Origin of the sequence: Mesorhizobium sp. M0621 (genome assembly GCF_040320745.1) — a bacterium.
Taxonomy (GTDB): Bacteria; Pseudomonadota; Alphaproteobacteria; order Rhizobiales; family Rhizobiaceae; genus Mesorhizobium.
Genome location: NZ_JAMYQF010000011.1, coordinates 128,884 through 146,260 on the forward strand (window position 1 = coordinate 128,884; position 17,377 = coordinate 146,260).

The window sequence follows — 17,377 nt, forward strand, 5'->3', positions numbered from 1 at the left end:
GCATGATCTTCCCGAACCTGCGGTTCGGAAAAGATCAGCCTGGGAGCTTAGAGGCATGATCTTCTACGAAGATCAGCCAGGCAGCATGATCTTTAAGCAAGATCAGCTGGGAGACACGACCTTCTGCGAAGGTCAGGGGGTGTGGCTCGAAAAGACCCCGCGGGAGCAATCCCGCGGGATTTTTCATGCACGCTATTGGCTGGTGACTGTATCCGTGGCCGGGCAAGGCCACGGATCGTTCTGTGCCGGTTACTTCAACTCGAAGGTTACGGTGACCTGCACATTGTAGGAATTCTCGCCAGCCTGCACCGGAGCCGCGGCACCCGCGGCGTCGAAGGCCTTGGCATTGATCGGCATCGGCGTCGGCGCGATGTTCTGGTCGGTGATCTCGAGCACCTTGCCGAGGCTGACGCCGGCGGCCTCGGCCAGCGTCTTGGCCTTGGCCATCGCATTGGCGACCGCCTTCTTGCGCGCTTCGCTGACCGTTGCCGCCGGGTTGTCATTGGTGAAGGCGATGCCGCCGCCCTGGTTGACGCCCAGCGACACCGCCTTGTCGAGGATCTCGCCGGTCTTGTCGACATCGCGCACCCGCACCGAAAGCGTGTTGGTCACCTGATAGGCGATGAGTTCGGCTTCCTGGCTGCCGTCCGGCTTGTTGGTGTAGTTGTAGCGCGGGTTGATCTGGATGCCTGCGGTCTGCAGGTCGCGGTCCTTGATGCCGGCCGACTTCATCGCCGCGATCACGGCGGCCATGGCATCATTGTTGGCGTCGAGCGCGGCGCGCGCGGTCTTGGCCTCGCGCATGACGCTCAGCGTCAGGACCGCCAGATCGGGGGCTACGGTTGCTTCGCCTTCACCTGACACGATGATGCGGGGCGGCGTCGGCAAATCGGTGGCTCCAGCCATCGCCGGAAAAGCGATTGCAGCGGCGAGCGCGAGAGGCAAAAGGTGTCTGGTCATGAAAATCTCCTTGGTCTGCGATCAAGTCGCAAAGGTCGCGTAGGGCGCGATTATGGGTTGATTTGGGCGATCTGCGGAAGCCCGTCGGGAAAGCCTTGTGCCGCGATGGGAAAAACATTAATCCAGCCGGCGTGGGGCCTGTAGCTCAATGGTTAGAGCCGGCGGCTCATAACCGCTTGGTTGGGGGTTCGAGTCCCTCCGGGCCCACCATAACCATTGATTTTATTGCATAAATTTCGTGAAGGCCCACGGTTGGCCCACGCTGGGCCCACGCTCACCGTGGCGCCTCAATGTCGGCCTTGGGCTCGATCGCTAAGATTTCTCGTCATCGGACGATCCGCAAATTTGTCTGGCGCTTCATTTGATCGCGCTTTTGTTCGCGCTGGTTGATCGCTCTCGCGATATCTACGGCGATGCGCTTCTTGTTGGCGTCCCGCACATACTCGTCAGTCACTGCCATGGAGGAGTGTCCCATTGCTTCCATGATAGCCCTGGCTTGGATGTTGCACTCGGCGAGATACGTGCCGAAGGTACGGCGTAGCCCGTGCAGTGTGTAGCCCTCCGGAATGCCGGCTTGCCTGGTCCAGTGTGCCATCATGCCGGTGAGGCTTTTTTCCGAGAACGGGTTGCCATAGGCGGTCTTCAGCACCGTTCCTCCCGCGGACCGGTCAAGCGGCTCTAGCGCCATAGCCAGTTTGTCGACAACGGGTATGAACATCTCTCTGCCGCCGTGGCGATTGCGGTTCTTCCTTTGGCGGAAGGAGAATGCCTCAATGGCCACCAGCGAACTATCGAAAAGCTCGACTTCCTCAAGCACAAGATCTTCCCAATCAAGATCCGCGATGTCGCCGCGTCGGTTACCGAGCCAGAAGCCAAGCGCATAGCAAGTGCGCGCGCGTGTGCCTATCGGATGCCGTTGCTCGAACTTCTCCCGGATAGCAATTGGCCATGCTGGGTTCTTCGTTGATTTCGGGACGCGGACGCGAATGGATAGCGACGGATCGTTCTGTGGTTTGATCCATTTCTCGATCTCAATAGCCACCCACAAGAGCTTTTTGATAGCGACGAGTGTGTGTTTTGCAACTGTCCGGTTCTTCTTGAAAATGCCTTCGATGATTGACCTCAGGCGGTCGGCGTCCATGTATTCCACCGGCACGTCGCGCCACGTCAGGACGTGCGTTGGGTCCACGGGCGTGTTCAAGAAGCGTTCAATCAGACTTCTGTTTTTGTCCTGTGTCGCAGGGTCGAAATCGGCCCATTCCATAGTTCCTTCGAGGCGCCGGGCAGCTTGCCCGAAAGTCTTTGGTAGCGCTCGTCCTGGGAGGTCGATGATCTGCGCTTTGGCGGCTTGGCCACTGATAGCGCGCTGGTATGCCGCTTCGAACATTTCGTCGCCGGGCTCACCAGGAAGAGCAATCTGAGGGGCATGGCGATTTGCGCGGAAACGCCAGATAATTTTCCCATTCTTGACGCGCGAGGAGGCGCAGGGATAGTCCGGATGAGTTGCCATGACGCACCATCAAGTCATGAATAGCCCGTTGCCACTTCATTTTATCTTCGGACTTGCGGCCAGCAAAGCCCCCAGACCATCTTCTTTACTCGGAAGTTCAGAGAACGCGATGTCGAGTTCAACACGGTCCCAAATCACCCGACTGTTGATACGCTTCGGTTTCGGCATGCGGCGATCGGCAACCATCTCGTCAAAAAGCGTCGGCCCAACGCCCACGTAACGTGCAGCTTCGACACGGGGGAGCCCTCGTGGCGGATACGACAGCCCATCACCCTTCATGGCTGCCGCCTAGAAGATGTCGGTCCGCCGCTGGCGGCTTACCACCTAGCTCCCATCGAGAGCGCCACATGGCCGTCGAACTGGCCAAACCAGACATACCGCACCGTCCAATGTCGAATACGATCTCCTCATGGATAGGAAGACGTATCTCTGCTTGGAAGATGTCTCAGTGGTCCATTCGGCAAACGGCGAAAATGGAGTGCAAATCGGCGAGGTAGCCCTCCACCGCGCCGATCTTCGCTCGGGACACCGTCGGCGCTACCGCTCGAGTTTCGGCGTCCGTTCTGGCGGCATCAGCCTCGTTTGACCACAACTATTCGAAATGTACCGACTGTCCGCGCATCATCGCCAGCGTTAGCGCGATTGCAGGATTTGCTGGCGGCTTTTCCATAAGAACGGAACACCGTCGAAATCGCGCCAGGCCGCCATCCGCAATTCGTCATCGTCATGGCTAGATGCCGGGTTGAAGACATGGGCATCATATGGGTCTCGACTAATCTCGATTGTCCAGTCTTTGAGAGCCTTTCGAGCCATTTCTTCGACCTGCGCAAGATCGCTGGTAAAGAAAGGGATGCGCTCGCCGTCTTCCGAGAGTGGCTCAACCCGATCCAACGTCGGTCGCTCCGGAACCCAGCCGAGAACGAAGGCAATATCGAAGTCAATCTGGCGATCGGGGCCGGTCGTGATTTCCAGCCGTTCGACGACGTCTGGATAAAGTTGCTTCCGTTCCGGCCAAGAGTCCACAACCGCGTCCGCCTGCAACCGCGTGCGTGGAATGTTGATCAGTTCCATGATCTGGTGATGCGGAACCTTTTCCTCTGGCCAGCCTGCACAGCAGGCGGTTGCCGCCGCCTTGTCTGCTTCCACCCAGACGGCAGCAGCCCGGGCCTCGTCTTCAGTTGGCTGATCGTCTTCGGGAAAGCCTTTGATATCCCACCCATCCAACGCGAACAGGCCGTCTGCGCCTTGCAACGGGGTAATGCCGGCCCGCGCAAAGACGGCGTCAGCTGCCGCGACACCGCGCGCATGCTCTTCAGGTGTTGCCCCTTCGATGTTCAAGCGAAGTTCCATTTTCGCCTCCTGTACCAGTTTGAGAAAGCAGTGAACAAAATAAGAACATTCAAGTCAATACGATTTTGGACCCACGGCTCCCTGTTGCGAATGCTTCATGCGGGCCGCCGTGGACGGGGACAGTCGGTCCCGCGTCCCATCCTGCGGCCGGCGCTATGCTGACGCTCCTACGGCTGTCCTGTTAACCGCCCGCGGCGGAGGCGAATTTCCTTCGTCCTGCTCGCGACAATGTCCCTTTAGCGGACGCGCGCAGGACTATGGTTTATACGCCGGTTTTCCTTGGGGGCGCCGACATTCGCCGGCGCGAACGTCCAGCGGGATAGATGGCTTTCGACCGCATCGTCCTGTGAGAAAGCGTCTCTCGCGAGATCGTGACAAGCCGCGCCATCCCCACCCGTCCCATTGACTCTTTGTCAGGAAGAGAACAAATGAGGAACATACATTAGCATTTCGCGTTCAGGGGCCAGATGAGTGCATCGACGCCAACCGCTGTCATTTCCGATCTTCGAGATCGCGTTGCGCGTCTCGAAGGCGGAACACCGCGCGAAAAGGCGGTTCTGCCCTTCGGCATCGCTTCTATCGACAGACGTCTGCCCGGGGGCGGGGTGGCGCTTGGGGCCCTTCATGAGGTCGCTGGCGGCGGCAATGGAGCGATCGATGGCGCTGCCGCGTCGCTCTTTGCGGCGGGCGTTGCGGCCAGGACGCAAGGCAAGGTGCTGTGGTGCGTGACCCGCCAGGATCTGTTTGCGCCGGCAATCGCCCAGGTCGGACTTCACCCCGACCGGGTGATCTACGTTGAAGCCGGCGACGACAAATCCTTGCTCGCTTGCTTCGAGGAAGGCCTGCGGCACGTCGGGCTTGGGGCTGTGGTTGCCGAAGTTGCCCGTCTGTCGATGACGGCCTCGCGACGCTTGCAGCTCGCTTCGGAAGGCTCGGGCGCGATGGGTATCGCCATCCGTCGCTGGCGACGCCAGACCGAAGCCGCCGATTTCGGGCAGCCGACGGCCTCTGTCAGCCGCTGGCGGGTTTCTGTCTTGCCATCGAGGCCGCTCCCCGTACCGGGGATTGGCCGGGCGCGATGGCAGCTTGAACTGATCAGGTCTCGTGGAGGGGAAACGCTCGATATCGAAGTGGAGGCTTGTGATGCAAAGGGTCGTCTCGCTCTTCCTTCCAAGCTGGTCGACCGATCGGCTCAGAAGGAAATTGGGCGACGTCTCGCCGCCACCGGATAGACCTATCGTAATGGTAGGGCGGCAAGGCAACCGTCGTCTGGTGGTTGCCGCCGATCGCGCGGCGATGGAAGCAGGCTTGCGCGTCGGCATGCCGGCAACGAAGGCGCAGGCTCTCGTCCAGGGTCTGGCGATCATGGATGCCGAACCCGAGGCAGACGCTGAGGCATTGGAGCGGTTGGCCGTGTGGGCGTTGCGCCGCTACGCGCCGATCGTGGCGGCGGATCCTCCTGACGGATTGGTCATCGACACCACCGGCGCCGATCACCTGCATGGCGGTGAACATTTGATGCTGGCCGACATGGTCGAACGCCTCGGCCAGGCCGGTATTGCGGCGCGAGCAGCGATAGCGGATAGCTGGGGTGCCGCTCATGCTGTTGCGCGCTACGTCGGACAGACCATCAATGTGGTGCCGGTCGATGCAACCTATGATGCGATTCTTCCTCTGCCTATCGCGGCCCTGCGGTTGCCCGACGCGATCGTCAGCGGTTTGCGGGTATTGGGCTTCGACAGCGCAGGCGAGCTTCTGAAGCAGCCGCGCGCGCCGCTGACCCTGCGCTTCGGACCGGAACTCGGCCGACGCCTTGACCAAGCCGCCGGCCGCCTTGCCGAACCGATTGAGCCAGTGCGGCCGGCGGATGTGGTCGAGGTTAAGCGCGGCTTCGGCGAGCCCATCGGTGCGGCCGAGACAATCGCCCGCTACGTCGGCAAGCTTGTTCAAGCGCTGTGTGCCGAACTGGAGACGAAGGGGCTGGGCGCGCGCCGCCTCGATCTGCTGCTCTACCGCGTCGACAACCGCATAGAGGCCATTCGCGTTGGCACAGCCTTGCCAGTCCGCGATGTGAAGCGGCTGACGCGTTTGTTGTGCGACAAGATCGAGACGGTCGATCCAGGTTTCGGTATCGAACTGATGCGCTTGTCCGCGCCCTTGGCCGAACCGTTGACACCCAGGCAGACCAACTCCTCGCTCATCGAACAAAGGGATGCGGATATCTCGGATTTGATCGACATACTCGGCAATCGTGTCGGCGAGGAGAAGCTCTATCGATTTACGCCAGTGCCCAACGACGTGCCTGAGCGATCGTTTCGGCGTGTGGCTCCGGCATCGGTAGAGACCGGCGACGCTTGGCCAGACCATTGGCCACGTCCGGCCCGTTTGTTCGCCGTGCCGGAGCAGATCGAGGCAATAGCGCTGCTGCCCGATCACCCGCCGGCCAGCTTCACCTGGAGAGGCATCCGTCGGCGGGTCAAGCGCGCCGATGGTCCCGAGCGGGTCTTTGGCGAATGGTGGAAGCGCGACGCCGAGCTTGCCGCCGTGCGCGACTATTTCCAGGTCGAGGACGAAGCCGGCGAACGGTTCTGGATCTATCGCGCTGGCGACGGCGAGGATGCCGCGACCGGCTCCCATCGCTGGTTCCTGCACGGCATCTTCGGATGATCGTGCCCTATGTCGAACTGCAATGCACCTCGCATTTTTCCTTCCTGCGTGGCGCCAGCTCCTGCGAGGAACTGTTCGCGCAAGCAGCAAGCATGGACATGCCGGCACTTGGCATCTGCGATCGCAACAGCCTGGCCGGCATCGTTCGAGCACATGAAGCGGCGAAGGCGACCGGCGTCAGGTTGATCGTCGGCTGCCGGCTTGATCTGGCAGAAGAGATTTCGATCCTGGCCTATCCGACCGACCGCGCGTCCTACTCGCGGCTGTGCCGCTTGCTGTCGCTCGGCAAGAAACGCGGCGGCAAGGCGAAATGTGTGCTGCATTGGCCCGATATAGTCGCCTACGGCGAAGGCCTTATAGCGGTGTTCGTTCCCGACCAGGCCGACGACGCATGCGCGCTCTGGCTGCGGCGGTCGCGCGAGGCTTTTGGCGATCGAGCCTATGTGGCGCTGACGTTGCGGCGCCGACCTAACGAGGCTCTGCGCCTGCACGATCTGTCCAACCTTGCTGGACAGGCCGGCGTGCCAACGGTCGTCACCAACGACGTGCTTTTTCACGAGTCGTCACGGCGCATTCTGCAGGATGTCGTCACCTGCATTCGGCACAATGTCACGATCGACGATGCCGGGTTTCGGCGAGAACGACATGCCGACCGCTATCTGAAGCCGCCGGACGAGATGGCACGCCTGTTCGGCCGCCATCCCGAGGCGATCGCTCGGACGGTTGAAATCGCCGAGCGCTGCCGGTTCTCTCTCGACGAACTCGCTTACCAATATCCCGAAGAGCGCATGCTGCCGGATCTGACGCCGCAGCAGGCGCTGGAGAAGCTGACGTGGGAAGGCGCATTGGAGCGTTTTCCGGAAGGCGTGCCGGACAAGGTTATCGCCACGCTCAAGCATGAATTGCAGCTCATCGAGAAGCTGCAATACGCGCCGTATTTTCTGACGGTCAATTCGATCGTTCGCTTTGCCCGCAGCCAGGACATTCTATGCCAGGGCAGGGGGTCTGCGGCCAACAGCGCTGTTTGTTATGTGCTGGGCATCACCTCGATCGACCCCGACCGCAACGATCTTCTGTTCGAACGCTTTGTCTCGGAGGAGCGCCGTGAGCCGCCCGACATCGATGTCGACTTCGAACATGAGCGGCGTGAAATCGTTATGCAATGGGTGTTCGAAACCTACGGACGTGAACACGCAGCGCTCTGCTCGACCGTCATCCGCTATCGGTCGAAGGGCGCGCTGCGTGATGTCGGCAAGGCTCTGGGTCTGCCTGAGGACCTTATCAAGATGTTGTCGTCGCAAGTGTGGGGCTGGTCGGATGAAGGCGTCCAGCAGAAGCACGCCAAGGAGCTGAACTTCAATCTCGGTGACCGCCGACTTCGCCTCGCGCTTGACCTGGCCAGGCAATTGATCGGCGCACCGCGGCATTTGTCGCAACATCCCGGTGGCTTCGTGCTGACCCGCGACAGGCTCGACGATCTGGTGCCGATCGAACCGGCCGCCATGAAGGATCGTCAGGTCATCGAATGGGACAAGGACGACATAGACGCTCTGAAGTTCATGAAAGTCGATGTGCTGGCACTCGGCATGCTGTCCTGCATGAAGCGCGGCTTCGATCTCTTGGTCCAACACAAAGGCATCACGCTCGATCTCGCCACGATCCCAGCCGAGGATCCGCGCACCTATGCGATGATCCGTAAGGCCGACACGCTCGGCACCTTCCAGATCGAATCCCGCGCCCAGATGTCGATGCTGCCACGCATCAAGCCTCGCACCTTCTATGACCTGGTCATTGAGGTGGCGATCGTGCGGCCGGGGCCGATCCAGGGCGACATGGTGCACCCCTATCTGCGCCGGCGCGAAGGCAAGGAAGAGGTTGTCTATCCCAAGCCTGAGCTGGAGAAAGTGCTCGGAAAAACGCTGGGCGTGCCGCTATTCCAGGAACAGGCGATGCGCGTGGCGATCGAATGCGCCGGCTTCACCCCCGGCGAAGCCGATCAGCTTCGCCGTGCCATGGCGACCTTCAAACACACCGGCGGCGTTTCCAGCTTCGGCGCCAAGCTCATCGGCGGCATGGTTAAGAACGGCTATGAGCGCGAGTTCGCCGAAAAGACGTTCAAGCAACTCGAGGGCTTCGGCAGTTATGGCTTTCCCGAAAGCCATGCGGCCAGCTTCGCACTGATCGCCTACGCGTCGTCCTGGATGAAGTGCCATCATCCGGATGTCTTCTGCGCGGCACTTCTAAACGCCCAGCCGATGGGCTTCTACGCTCCGGCGCAGATCGTCCGCGATGCGCGGGACCATGGTGTCGAGGTGCGTCCTGTGTGCGTCAACACATCAAGGTGGGACTGCACGCTCGAGCCCACTCGGGACGAGGATCGGTTTGCGGTTCGACTTGGCCTGCGCATGGTCCGTGGTCTTGCCAATGCTGACGCGGCCACCATCGTCACCGCGCGCGCCGACCAGCCCTTTGCGTCGGTCGATGACCTCTGGCATCGCGCCGGTGTTCCCGCTGCCTCGCTGGTCCAACTCGCCCAGGCTGACGTTTTCCAATCGTCCCTATCGCTGGCGAGGCGTGAGGCCTTGTGGGCGATCAAGGCGCTGCGCGACGAGCCGCTGCCGCTGTTTGCGGCGGCCTCGGCTCGCGAGCAGCAAACGGTGCCGGAAATCCAGGAGCCGGTCGTGGTTTTGCGTGCCATGACGGCTGGCGGCGAGGTCGTTGAAGACTATGGCCATGTCGGACTGACCTTGCGCGATCATCCGGTGTCCTTCCTGCGCGCCGACCTGCGCCACAAGCGCATCGTTTCTTGCCGCGAGGCCATGCAGGCGCCTGATGGGCAATGGCTGGAAGCCGCCGGGCTCGTGTTGGTCCGGCAACGGCCGGGCTCGGCCAAGGGCGTGATGTTCATCACGATTGAAGACGAGACCGGCATCGCCAATCTGGTGGTGTGGGTCAAGGTGTTCGAAAAATATCGCAGGGTTGTGCTCGGGGCCGGCATGATCGGCGTCTACGGACGCATCCAGCGCGAAGGGGAGGTGGTTCATCTCGTCGCCCATCGGCTCAACGATCTGTCGGCCGGTCCAGCCAGCGTCGGCGATCGCGACGCTGCCTTCCCGCTGCCGCACGGGCGCGGCGACGAATTCCACCATGGCAGTCCGACGCCTGACCCGCGCGGGCTGCCGAAAGGACCAAGGCCGAGGAACATCGTCGATCCCCATCTGCACATCGACCAGATCAAGGTGAAGACGCGGGATTTCAAATAAGTTGGTAGGATTAGCAAAAGCCGCAGAAATGGCCGGGACAATGCGGGATTCTGCCTTAAGACCGCTCAACGTTTGTCGCCGAACCCTGCGGTGCCAGACGATAAACGCCCGAGCAGATACTCTGATGTCGCCTTTGGGCCGACGCGGAAGGGCTGCTTTTGGCGTCCGAAGAACGATAGCGTACGTTCAGCGGGTGGGTCCTGCCGCGGCAAACTTGAAGCGGCCATTCGCAACCCCCCCAAGCAGTCTCGATGACGGCGAGGCAATCGGCAGGACGTAGGCGTAGTAAGTTTGCGCTCGCAACCTACGCAAATGGGGCGTATCGTCGATATATCGTCGGTTGCTAATGCATGGGCCGGCGACTGAGAGCGCAAGACTCCCGCATCGGACTAGGCGCGCTAGGTTCCACAACCACTCGTCGCGCTTACCAGACCATTTGCCTCTGCCGATGCTCTTTTGCTCGGTTCCAGCCAGTATTTGCCTTTTGCAATCGGAAGGGGAGCGTTCTGATGCAGATCATCCAAACCCGCCGCCGATTCCTGGCCGGCGCCGCCATGGTAGGCGCTGCCGGAATCATCGGACTTCCGGAGTCACTCCACGCGGAACCGCCGCTGGAAACGACCACGGTTCGTCTGCCGCGTTGGGTTGGTGGTTCCTACTGCTGGGCAGGCGCTTACATCGCCGGGGAACTGATGCGTGCAGATGGCTTCACAGACGTTCGCTACGTAGAAGGCGACAGAAGCGTCGACCAATCGGAGTGGATCGCGCGCGGTGAGACGGATTTCTCGGTCAACTTTTCGCCGAACCAAATCGCGTCGATCGACGGCGGCGTGCCGATCAAGGTGCTAACCGGGTTGCACTCGGGATGCCTCGAACTGATCGCCAAGGAGAGCATCCGCAGCGTCACGGACCTGCGGGGCAAGAGGGTGGGCGTTGATGGTTTCAACAACTCGCGACACGTGTGGCTGTCCCTTATGTCCGCCTATGTCGGGCTCGATCCCGTCAACGATATCCAATGGGTCTTGACTAACGACGTCAAGCCGACGGAACTCTTCGTCGAAGGGAAGATCGATGCATTCCTCGGGACGCCACCCCAGCCGCAGGAGCTGCGCGCCAAGAAGATCGGCCACACGATCCTCAACAATGCCGTCGACCGCCCATGGTCACAATATTTCTGCTGCATGATCTCCGCGACGACTGACTATGTGACTAGGTACCCGGTGGCGACCAAGCGGGTCTTGCGATCCATCCTCAAGGCCGCCGACCTCTGCGTGTCGGATCCGGAAAGGGTGGCACAGCAGATGGTCGATCGCGATTTCGTCCCGTCGTATGACTACGCGCTCCAAACTCTGAACGACATTCGCTACGACCGCTGGCGGGAATTCGATCCCGAAGACTCCCTGCGGTTCTACACACTGCGCATGCAGGAGACGGGCATGGTCAAGTCGAGCCCGCAACAAATTATCGCCAACGGAACGGACTGGCGCTTCCTCGACGAGTTGAAGCGTGAGCTGAAAACCTGATCCCATCTGTCTCGAGGGGAGACGTAGACGTGCAAATCATTCAGAGCCGCAGGCGCTTCCTGGCAGGCCTGACGGCTGCCGGCACCGCAAGCCTCGTCGGCGCTCCAACTCGAGTTCTTGCCGAGCCAGGGCCGGAGACCACACGCATTCGCTTGGCCAAGATCCCTAGCATCTGCGTGGCGCCACAGTATGTTGTAGAGGACCTGCTGCGCGCTGAGGGCTTCACCGAGGTTGCCTATGTCGCCGCGGGCCCCGGTGCGGCCACGGCCTCCGCGGTTGCGAATGGCGAGATCGACTTTAGCCTCAACTTCGTTACAAATTCGATCGTCGCCTTGGACTCCGGTGCGCGGCTCACTCTGCTCGGCGGCGTCCATTCCGGTTGCTTCGAGCTGTTTGCCAAGCGCGGGATCGACAGCGTCGTCGATCTGAAAGGCCGGAACGTCGGCGTCCAGGGATTCGGTTCGGGGCCGCATCTGTTCCTGGCCAGCATCGCCGCCTATGTCGGGCTCGATCCGGCGCGCGACATCAACTGGGTGGTGGACCCGGCGGTCAAGCCCAAGGAGCTGTTCGCGCGGGGCGAGATCGACGCGTTCCTGGGCTTTCCGCCGGACCCGCAGGAATTGCGGCGCATAAAGGTCGGGCACGTGATCGTCAACAGCACAGTGGACCGACCTTGGTCGCAATATTTTTGCTGCATGCTGTCCGGCAACAGCGATTTTGTGGCCGCGCATCCGGTTGCTGCCAAGCGGGTGCTGCGCGCCATCCTCAAGGCCGCGGATCTATGCACTGCCGCGCCGGCCTTGGTTGCCGCGCGCTTGGTCGCGGGCGGATTCGCCAGCCACTACGATGATGCGTTCGCAGCGATCAGCGAGTTGCCCTACCGGAAATGGCGGGACTACGATTCAACTGACACCGTCCGCTTCTATGCGCTGCGGCTGAAGGAAATCGGTTTGATCGGCTCCACACCCGACAGGATTATCGCCGAACGTACGGACTGGCGTTTCCTTAAGGAGCTCAAGCGCGAGATGAAGACGTGAGCCGCTGGACGCGTGCGTTGCTGCTCCTCGCCCTCGTCGCTGGGCCTGCGCACACCTCTGCGCACGAAGCGTCGGTGCCCGCCGGGGACAGCGAGCGCCTCCCGATGATGGGCGCTGCGCCGGATTTCACGCTGATATCGCAAGACGGCGGACCTGTGTCACTGCACGACTTTCGCGGCAAGGTGGTCGCCATCTCGTTCATCTATACGTACTGTACCGACGTCTGCCCAATGCTGACTGCCCACATGGCCAGCGTGCAGGAGCAACTGGGCTCTACGTTCGGGTCGAAGATCGACTTCATTTCGATCACGGTCGACCCAGAGCGGGATACGCCCGACGTGTTGAAGGAATATGCGCGGAATTTTGGCGCCGATCTGAAAGGCTGGTCGTTTCTTACCGGTGACCCAGCGATTGTTCGTGAGATCGGACGGAAATACGGGGTCTTCGCTCGAAAGACGGCGGATGGTGACGTCGACCACACATTGCTGACGTCGCTCGTGGACCCGGATGGCATCTTGCGCGTACAGTATCTCGGCGTTCGGTTCGACCTAGAGGAGTTCCGGGGTGACCTTCTCAGCCTCTTGGACGAATCCAAGTAACATAACGAACCGGCTAGTCGGCTGGGTTGCCCGGCTGCCGGCGCGCGTCCAGACCAAGCTCTTGATCGCGTTCCTGTCGATCGTCGGCCTGTTGATCGTGCTTGGGGCCGTCGGGTTGCAGGTGCTGAGTGGGGTCAATGATCAAACAAACGAGCTGATCAAGCTGCAGCGCAGGATCGCGGCCTATCGCCAGGTGCAGCACGATACGACCACCCAGCTCTACGGCATCTCCACCGCCCTGTTGCTTCAGGACAACGGGATGCTGGATGGGGCGCTGCGCCAGCTCAACCAGTTTGGCTACGACCTCGACCGCATGGAGTTCGTCGCTGAGACTGAGGCGGAGCTGCTGGGCCAGGTCCGACAGGAGTACGAACGGCTTGCGGCCGGCGTGACGCATGTTGCGGAGCTCTTCCGCGCCGGTCGCACGGAGGACGCGCGCAAGGTTCAGCTGGACGAGATCATGCCGTCGGCCGACCGCCTCGAGCGGCTGACGAACCAGTTGGTCAACATGGCCGAAGCCGACATGGTCGTGGCCATCGAAGCAAGCGAGGGGGCGTACGGCACCTCTCGACTGGTCGTGGTCGCTTTTGCTGTGGGCAGCATCCTGCTCGCGCTTGCGCTTGGCTATATCATCTCCTGGTCGTTGATCGAACCGGTCAAGAAGATCGAGACGCGTCTCAGGCAGATAGCGGCCGGCGACTTCGCCCAACATGTTGCCGTCGCCAATCGCGACGAACTTGGCGTGCTCGCTGCTAACGTCAACCAGACCTCCGACCAGCTGGGGCGTCTGTATCAGGAGATTGAGACACGCACCCAGCAGCTAGACGAGGCCCTGCAGCAGCAGACAGCCACTGCAGACGTTCTGAAGGTCATCAGTCGCTCTACCTTCGATCTGCAGGTCGTGCTCGATACATTGGTGGAATCGGCTGTCAGGCTCTGCCGTGCCGACAAGGGTGGTATCGTGCAGTTGTTGGATGGCGTATTCCGCTATGTGTCGACGCATGGCTACCCGCCCAATTTCCGCGCTTATGTCGACGCCAATCCACTTCCAGCGCTTGCCGCAGGCCGGGGCTCCGCCGTAGGGCGCGTAATCGAAGAACGGCGGATCGTGCAAATCGAAGACGTGACCGCTGATCCGGACTACCGTGTGGCCCTGATCGCTGAGGCAGGCGGATTCCGCACCGTCCTCGCTGCCCCGCTGTTGCGGGAAGGTGATCTCGTTGGCGTATTCGTCATGACGAGGGTTGAGCCGCAATCTTTCAATCCCAAGGAGATCGCGCTCGTTGAGACATTCGCCGACCAGGCGGTGATCGCCATCGAGAATGCGCGGCTCTTCGAGGCGGTGCAGTCACGAACGCGCGAGCTTGCCGCGTCTGTTGGTGAGCTCGAGGCGCTTGGTGAGGTGAGCAAGGCGGTCAATTCGACGCTGGATCTCGACACGGTGCTGAAAACGATCGTCGCCAAAGCGGTCCAGTTGTCGGAGACGGATGCTGGCACCATCTACGTGTTCAGCAGCACGCGGCAGCAATTCCGTCCGCGCGCAAACTTCGGTATGAGCGATGAGCTCATCGCCGCAGTCTCACACCAGACGATCGGGCTGGCCGACATGGGGATCGGCGACGCGCCCGAGCGCTGCATGCCGGTACAGTTCCCCGACCTCAGCCAGGAGAGCTCAGCCTTCCTTGTAAGAAAGACGATCGTCGATGCCGGATATCGCGGTATCCTGATCGTTCCTCTGCTCAGGCCCAACAAGATCGTAGGTGCACTGGTCGTCAGGCGCCACAAGCCAGGTGCCTTCCCTGAGCCAGTTGTACACTTGCTGGAGACCTTCGCAGCCCAATCGGTGCTCGCGATCCAGAATGCCAAGCTGTTCCGCGACATCGAGGAGAAAGGCCGGGAGCTGGAGGCCGCCAGCCGCCACAAGTCCCAGTTCCTCGCGAATATGAGCCACGAGCTCAGGACACCGCTCAATTCAGTCTTAGGTTTCACAGAACTGCTGGTCGACGGCATCTACGGCGAACTCCCGGACAAGGCGAAGACGACCGTGGCGCGCGTGCAGGCAAACGGCCGTCACCTCCTCGGGCTCATCAACGACGTACTCGACCTTTCCAAGATCGAAGCAGGCCAACTCACCCTGGCGATCGAGGACTACTCCGTCGCGCAGATTGTTCGATTGACCGTTACGGCTATCGAGCCGCTGGCACGAGCGAAGGGTCTTGAGCTTTCAACGACTGTTGCCGAGAACCTTCCAATCGGCCGCGGGGACGAACGCCGTTTGATGCAGGTCCTGCTCAATCTTGCAGGCAATGCCGTCAAGTTCACTGACACGGGTGCGGTCGACATTCTTGCGGGCGCGGTAGACGGACATTTCGAGATCACCGTCCGGGATACAGGTCTCGGCATCGCATCCAAGGACCAGGCTCTCATCTTCGAAGAATTCCAGCAGGTCGACAACAGCAGCACCAGGCAGAAGGGTGGCACAGGTCTCGGCCTGGCGATCACAAAGCGCATCGTCGAAATGCATGGTGGGACCATAGACGTCGAGTCCGTGCTTGGGTCAGGGTCGACATTCCGGCTGAAGATACCAATCCGGGTGAATGAGGACGCGAGGGCGGCATGAGCAAACGAATCCTGATGGTGGAAGACACCGAGGACAACCGCCAGATCATCCGCGATCTTATCGCCACCACCGAATACGAGTTGATCGAGGCGGCGGACGGTGCCGCCGGCGTCGCTGCTGCCGCGGCCGAGAAGCCAGACCTGATCCTCATGGACATTCAGCTGCCGGTAATCGACGGGTACGAAGCGGCCCGCCGTATAAAGGCCGATCCGGCGCTGCGGCACATCCCGATCATCGCCGTCACATCCTATGCATTGTCGGGCGACGAGGCGAAAGCCCTTGCTGCAGGCTGCGATGGCTACATTGCCAAGCCATTCAGTCCGCGCCATCTGCTCGCCGAGATTCGCCAGTTCCTATCCTGAGGGGAGACACTACCTTGCACGATCCGCCTCGCATTCTCGCGGTCGACGACACTGCGGAAAATCTCGAGATCCTGCGCATGCGGCTCGAGGCGAATGGCTACGATGTGGTGACTGCCGCGGATGGTGAAGAGGGGCTTGCTAAGGCCCGCGATCTCACGCCGGATCTGATCCTCCTCGACATCATGATGCCGAAGCTCAACGGCATCAGCGTGGTGCGCATGCTGAAGCAGGATCTCTCGCTGCGATCGATCCCGGTCATTCTTGTCACCGCAAAAGCCGACACGCGCGATGTGGTCGAGGGGCTGGATGCCGGGGGCGATGACTATTTGACGAAGCCCTTCGAGCACCAGGCGCTGTTGGCGCGCGTGCGCTCGATGCTGCGACAGAAGGCGCTTCACGATACCGTCGCAAGCCAGGCCCAACGCCTTCAGGATCAAGCCGTGCAGCTTTCCGATTGGAACCGCGCGCTCGAGCAGACCCTGGCGGAGCAGGTGATCGAGATCGAGCGAATGGGCCGGCTCCGGCGTTTCCTGCCCGAGCAGGTCGCCGACCTTATCCTTGCGGCGGGAAATGGCGACACGCTTCTGCAAAGTCACCGTCGCGAGGTGACCGTCGTTTTCTGCGATCTACGCGGCTTCACAGCCTTCGCCGAGACTGCCGAACCTGAGGAGGTGATGGCGGTTCTTGGCGAATACCACGCCTGTCTTGGTGAACAAATCGTCCGCCACGAGGGAACTCTTGAGCGATTCGTGGGCGACGGTATCGTCGTGGTTTTCAACGATCCACTGCCCTGCGCCGACCATACGGAGAGAGCCGTCCGCATGGCTACGGCAATGCGGGATGCGATTGACGAGCATTCAGAGCAATGGCGCAAGCGCGATCACTTGCTCGGCTTCGGAATCGGCATCGCCCGAGGCCATGCAACCATCGGGCGGATCGGTTTCGATCAGCGTGCCGATTATGCAGTGATAGGCACAGTGTCGAACCACGCCGCCCGATTATGCGAGGAAGCCCGGCCGCGCCAGATTCTCGTCAGCCAGCGGGTCGTTGGTGCCGTCGAATCACTAGTTGATTCCGTCGCCGTTGGCGAACTGACGCTGAAGGGTTTTCGCCGCCCGATGCCTGCCTATGAAATCGTGCGCTGGATCGGTCGGCCAAGCTAGCGTTGGACGCACTCCGGTCTCTTTCGGATGATAGGGCCCGTCGAACCGTCGGCACAAAGCAGCCCAGCCATCGACCGATCTCCAGCTCGCCGCAACGGTGGAAAGCGGTCGCTCCGCGAGTAACAACCCAATGGCAGCCTACGCAAGGATGTCTGCTTTTGGGATGCAGCTATGGCGTGATCGACGACCGACATTGGGCGCAATGCGGCCGGGCAGCTCTGGGCCGATGAACGAACCCGCTGCGCGGGAGGGGCGCCTGCGGTTGAGGTAGTGATCAAGAACCGGTCGTCGCGCCCGCGTTGAGCGTCATCCGGCAGGGGCAG

Annotated in this window: 14 protein-coding genes and 1 tRNA gene; 11 read left to right on the top strand and 4 right to left on the bottom strand. The window is 61.2% G+C overall.

The window, feature by feature from the left end:
- The first annotated feature begins 55 nt into the window (after window positions 1-55).
- Entirely contained in the window at window positions 56-289 is a 234-nt protein-coding gene (locus tag NKI38_RS10940; RefSeq protein ID WP_352657250.1) for a hypothetical protein, read from the top strand.
- Here NKI38_RS10940 and NKI38_RS10945 read toward each other — a convergent pair.
- Window positions 250-960 (bottom strand): SIMPL domain-containing protein, encoded by a 711-nt coding sequence (locus NKI38_RS10945; RefSeq protein WP_352657252.1) that lies wholly within the window; start codon window positions 958-960, stop codon window positions 250-252. The genes NKI38_RS10940 and NKI38_RS10945 overlap by 40 nt on opposite strands.
- Before the next feature lie 134 nt (window positions 961-1,094).
- Between NKI38_RS10945 and NKI38_RS10950 the strand changes: the two genes are divergently transcribed.
- A tRNA-Ile gene (locus NKI38_RS10950) sits at window positions 1,095-1,170 on the top strand.
- A gap of 115 nt (window positions 1,171-1,285) precedes the next feature.
- Here NKI38_RS10950 and NKI38_RS10955 read toward each other — a convergent pair.
- From NKI38_RS10955 to NKI38_RS10965, 3 genes are all read right to left on the bottom strand, one after another.
- Window positions 1,286-2,470: a tyrosine-type recombinase/integrase gene (locus NKI38_RS10955; protein WP_352657255.1), complete on the bottom strand. Its 1,185-nt coding sequence runs from the start codon at window positions 2,468-2,470 to the stop codon at window positions 1,286-1,288.
- Between the two features lie 36 nt (window positions 2,471-2,506).
- Window positions 2,507-2,749: a hypothetical protein gene (locus NKI38_RS10960; RefSeq protein WP_352657257.1), complete on the bottom strand. Its 243-nt coding sequence runs from the start codon at window positions 2,747-2,749 to the stop codon at window positions 2,507-2,509.
- A 354-nt stretch (window positions 2,750-3,103) separates the two neighbouring features.
- Window positions 3,104-3,820 (bottom strand): hypothetical protein, encoded by a 717-nt coding sequence (locus NKI38_RS10965; protein WP_352657260.1) that lies wholly within the window; start codon window positions 3,818-3,820, stop codon window positions 3,104-3,106.
- Window positions 3,821-4,287: 467 nt separating this feature from the next.
- On the opposite strand from NKI38_RS10965, the gene NKI38_RS10970 reads away from it, so the two are divergent.
- The 9 genes from NKI38_RS10970 to NKI38_RS11010 all read left to right on the top strand — a co-directional run bounded on the left by NKI38_RS10970 (window position 4,288) and on the right by NKI38_RS11010 (window position 17,054).
- On the top strand, window positions 4,288-5,052 hold the full coding sequence (locus NKI38_RS10970; RefSeq protein WP_352657263.1) for an ImuA family protein: 765 nt from the start codon (window positions 4,288-4,290) through the stop codon (window positions 5,050-5,052).
- The gene (locus NKI38_RS10975) at window positions 4,964-6,487 is read left to right on the top strand and encodes a DUF6504 family protein (protein ID WP_352657266.1); all 1,524 of its coding nucleotides are present in this window, start codon (window positions 4,964-4,966) and stop codon (window positions 6,485-6,487) included. Before NKI38_RS10970 ends, NKI38_RS10975 begins: the two co-directional genes overlap by 89 nt.
- Window positions 6,484-9,750, top strand: a complete 3,267-nt coding sequence (locus tag NKI38_RS10980) for an error-prone DNA polymerase (RefSeq protein WP_352657269.1) — start codon at window positions 6,484-6,486, stop codon at window positions 9,748-9,750. The genes NKI38_RS10975 and NKI38_RS10980 overlap by 4 nt, the downstream gene beginning before the upstream one ends.
- 509 nt (window positions 9,751-10,259) lie before the next feature.
- The gene (locus tag NKI38_RS10985) at window positions 10,260-11,273 is read left to right on the top strand and encodes an ABC transporter substrate-binding protein (RefSeq protein WP_352657272.1); all 1,014 of its coding nucleotides are present in this window, start codon (window positions 10,260-10,262) and stop codon (window positions 11,271-11,273) included.
- Window positions 11,274-11,302: 29 nt separating this feature from the next.
- Window positions 11,303-12,310, top strand: a complete 1,008-nt coding sequence (locus NKI38_RS10990; protein ID WP_352657275.1) for an ABC transporter substrate-binding protein — start codon at window positions 11,303-11,305, stop codon at window positions 12,308-12,310.
- On the top strand, window positions 12,307-12,909 hold the full coding sequence (locus NKI38_RS10995) for an SCO family protein (protein WP_352657278.1): 603 nt from the start codon (window positions 12,307-12,309) through the stop codon (window positions 12,907-12,909). The genes NKI38_RS10990 and NKI38_RS10995 overlap by 4 nt, the downstream gene beginning before the upstream one ends.
- On the top strand, window positions 12,875-15,529 hold the full coding sequence (locus NKI38_RS11000) for a GAF domain-containing protein (RefSeq protein WP_352657281.1): 2,655 nt from the start codon (window positions 12,875-12,877) through the stop codon (window positions 15,527-15,529). Before NKI38_RS10995 ends, NKI38_RS11000 begins: the two co-directional genes overlap by 35 nt.
- On the top strand, window positions 15,526-15,891 hold the full coding sequence (locus NKI38_RS11005; protein WP_352657284.1) for a response regulator: 366 nt from the start codon (window positions 15,526-15,528) through the stop codon (window positions 15,889-15,891). The genes NKI38_RS11000 and NKI38_RS11005 overlap by 4 nt, the downstream gene beginning before the upstream one ends.
- A gap of 14 nt (window positions 15,892-15,905) precedes the next feature.
- The gene (locus NKI38_RS11010) at window positions 15,906-17,054 is read left to right on the top strand and encodes a response regulator (protein ID WP_352657287.1); all 1,149 of its coding nucleotides are present in this window, start codon (window positions 15,906-15,908) and stop codon (window positions 17,052-17,054) included.
- Window positions 17,055-17,377 lie beyond the last annotated feature (323 nt).

What these genes read in the sequence shown, in the direction of transcription:
- NKI38_RS10940 (WP_352657250.1), top strand. Translation starts at nt 56, where the DNA reads ATGATCTTCTACGAAGATCAGCCAGGCAGCATGATCTTTAAGCAAGAT.
- NKI38_RS10945 (WP_352657252.1), bottom strand. Translation starts at nt 960, where the DNA reads ATGACCAGACACCTTTTGCCTCTCGCGCTCGCCGCTGCAATCGCTTTT.
- NKI38_RS10955 (WP_352657255.1), bottom strand. Translation starts at nt 2,470, where the DNA reads ATGGCAACTCATCCGGACTATCCCTGCGCCTCCTCGCGCGTCAAGAAT.
- NKI38_RS10960 (WP_352657257.1), bottom strand. Translation starts at nt 2,749, where the DNA reads ATGAAGGGTGATGGGCTGTCGTATCCGCCACGAGGGCTCCCCCGTGTC.
- NKI38_RS10965 (WP_352657260.1), bottom strand. Translation starts at nt 3,820, where the DNA reads ATGGAACTTCGCTTGAACATCGAAGGGGCAACACCTGAAGAGCATGCG.
- NKI38_RS10970 (WP_352657263.1), top strand. Translation starts at nt 4,288, where the DNA reads ATGAGTGCATCGACGCCAACCGCTGTCATTTCCGATCTTCGAGATCGC.
- NKI38_RS10975 (WP_352657266.1), top strand. Translation starts at nt 4,964, where the DNA reads ATGCAAAGGGTCGTCTCGCTCTTCCTTCCAAGCTGGTCGACCGATCGG.
- NKI38_RS10980 (WP_352657269.1), top strand. Translation starts at nt 6,484, where the DNA reads ATGATCGTGCCCTATGTCGAACTGCAATGCACCTCGCATTTTTCCTTC.
- NKI38_RS10985 (WP_352657272.1), top strand. Translation starts at nt 10,260, where the DNA reads ATGCAGATCATCCAAACCCGCCGCCGATTCCTGGCCGGCGCCGCCATG.
- NKI38_RS11005 (WP_352657284.1), top strand. Translation starts at nt 15,526, where the DNA reads ATGAGCAAACGAATCCTGATGGTGGAAGACACCGAGGACAACCGCCAG.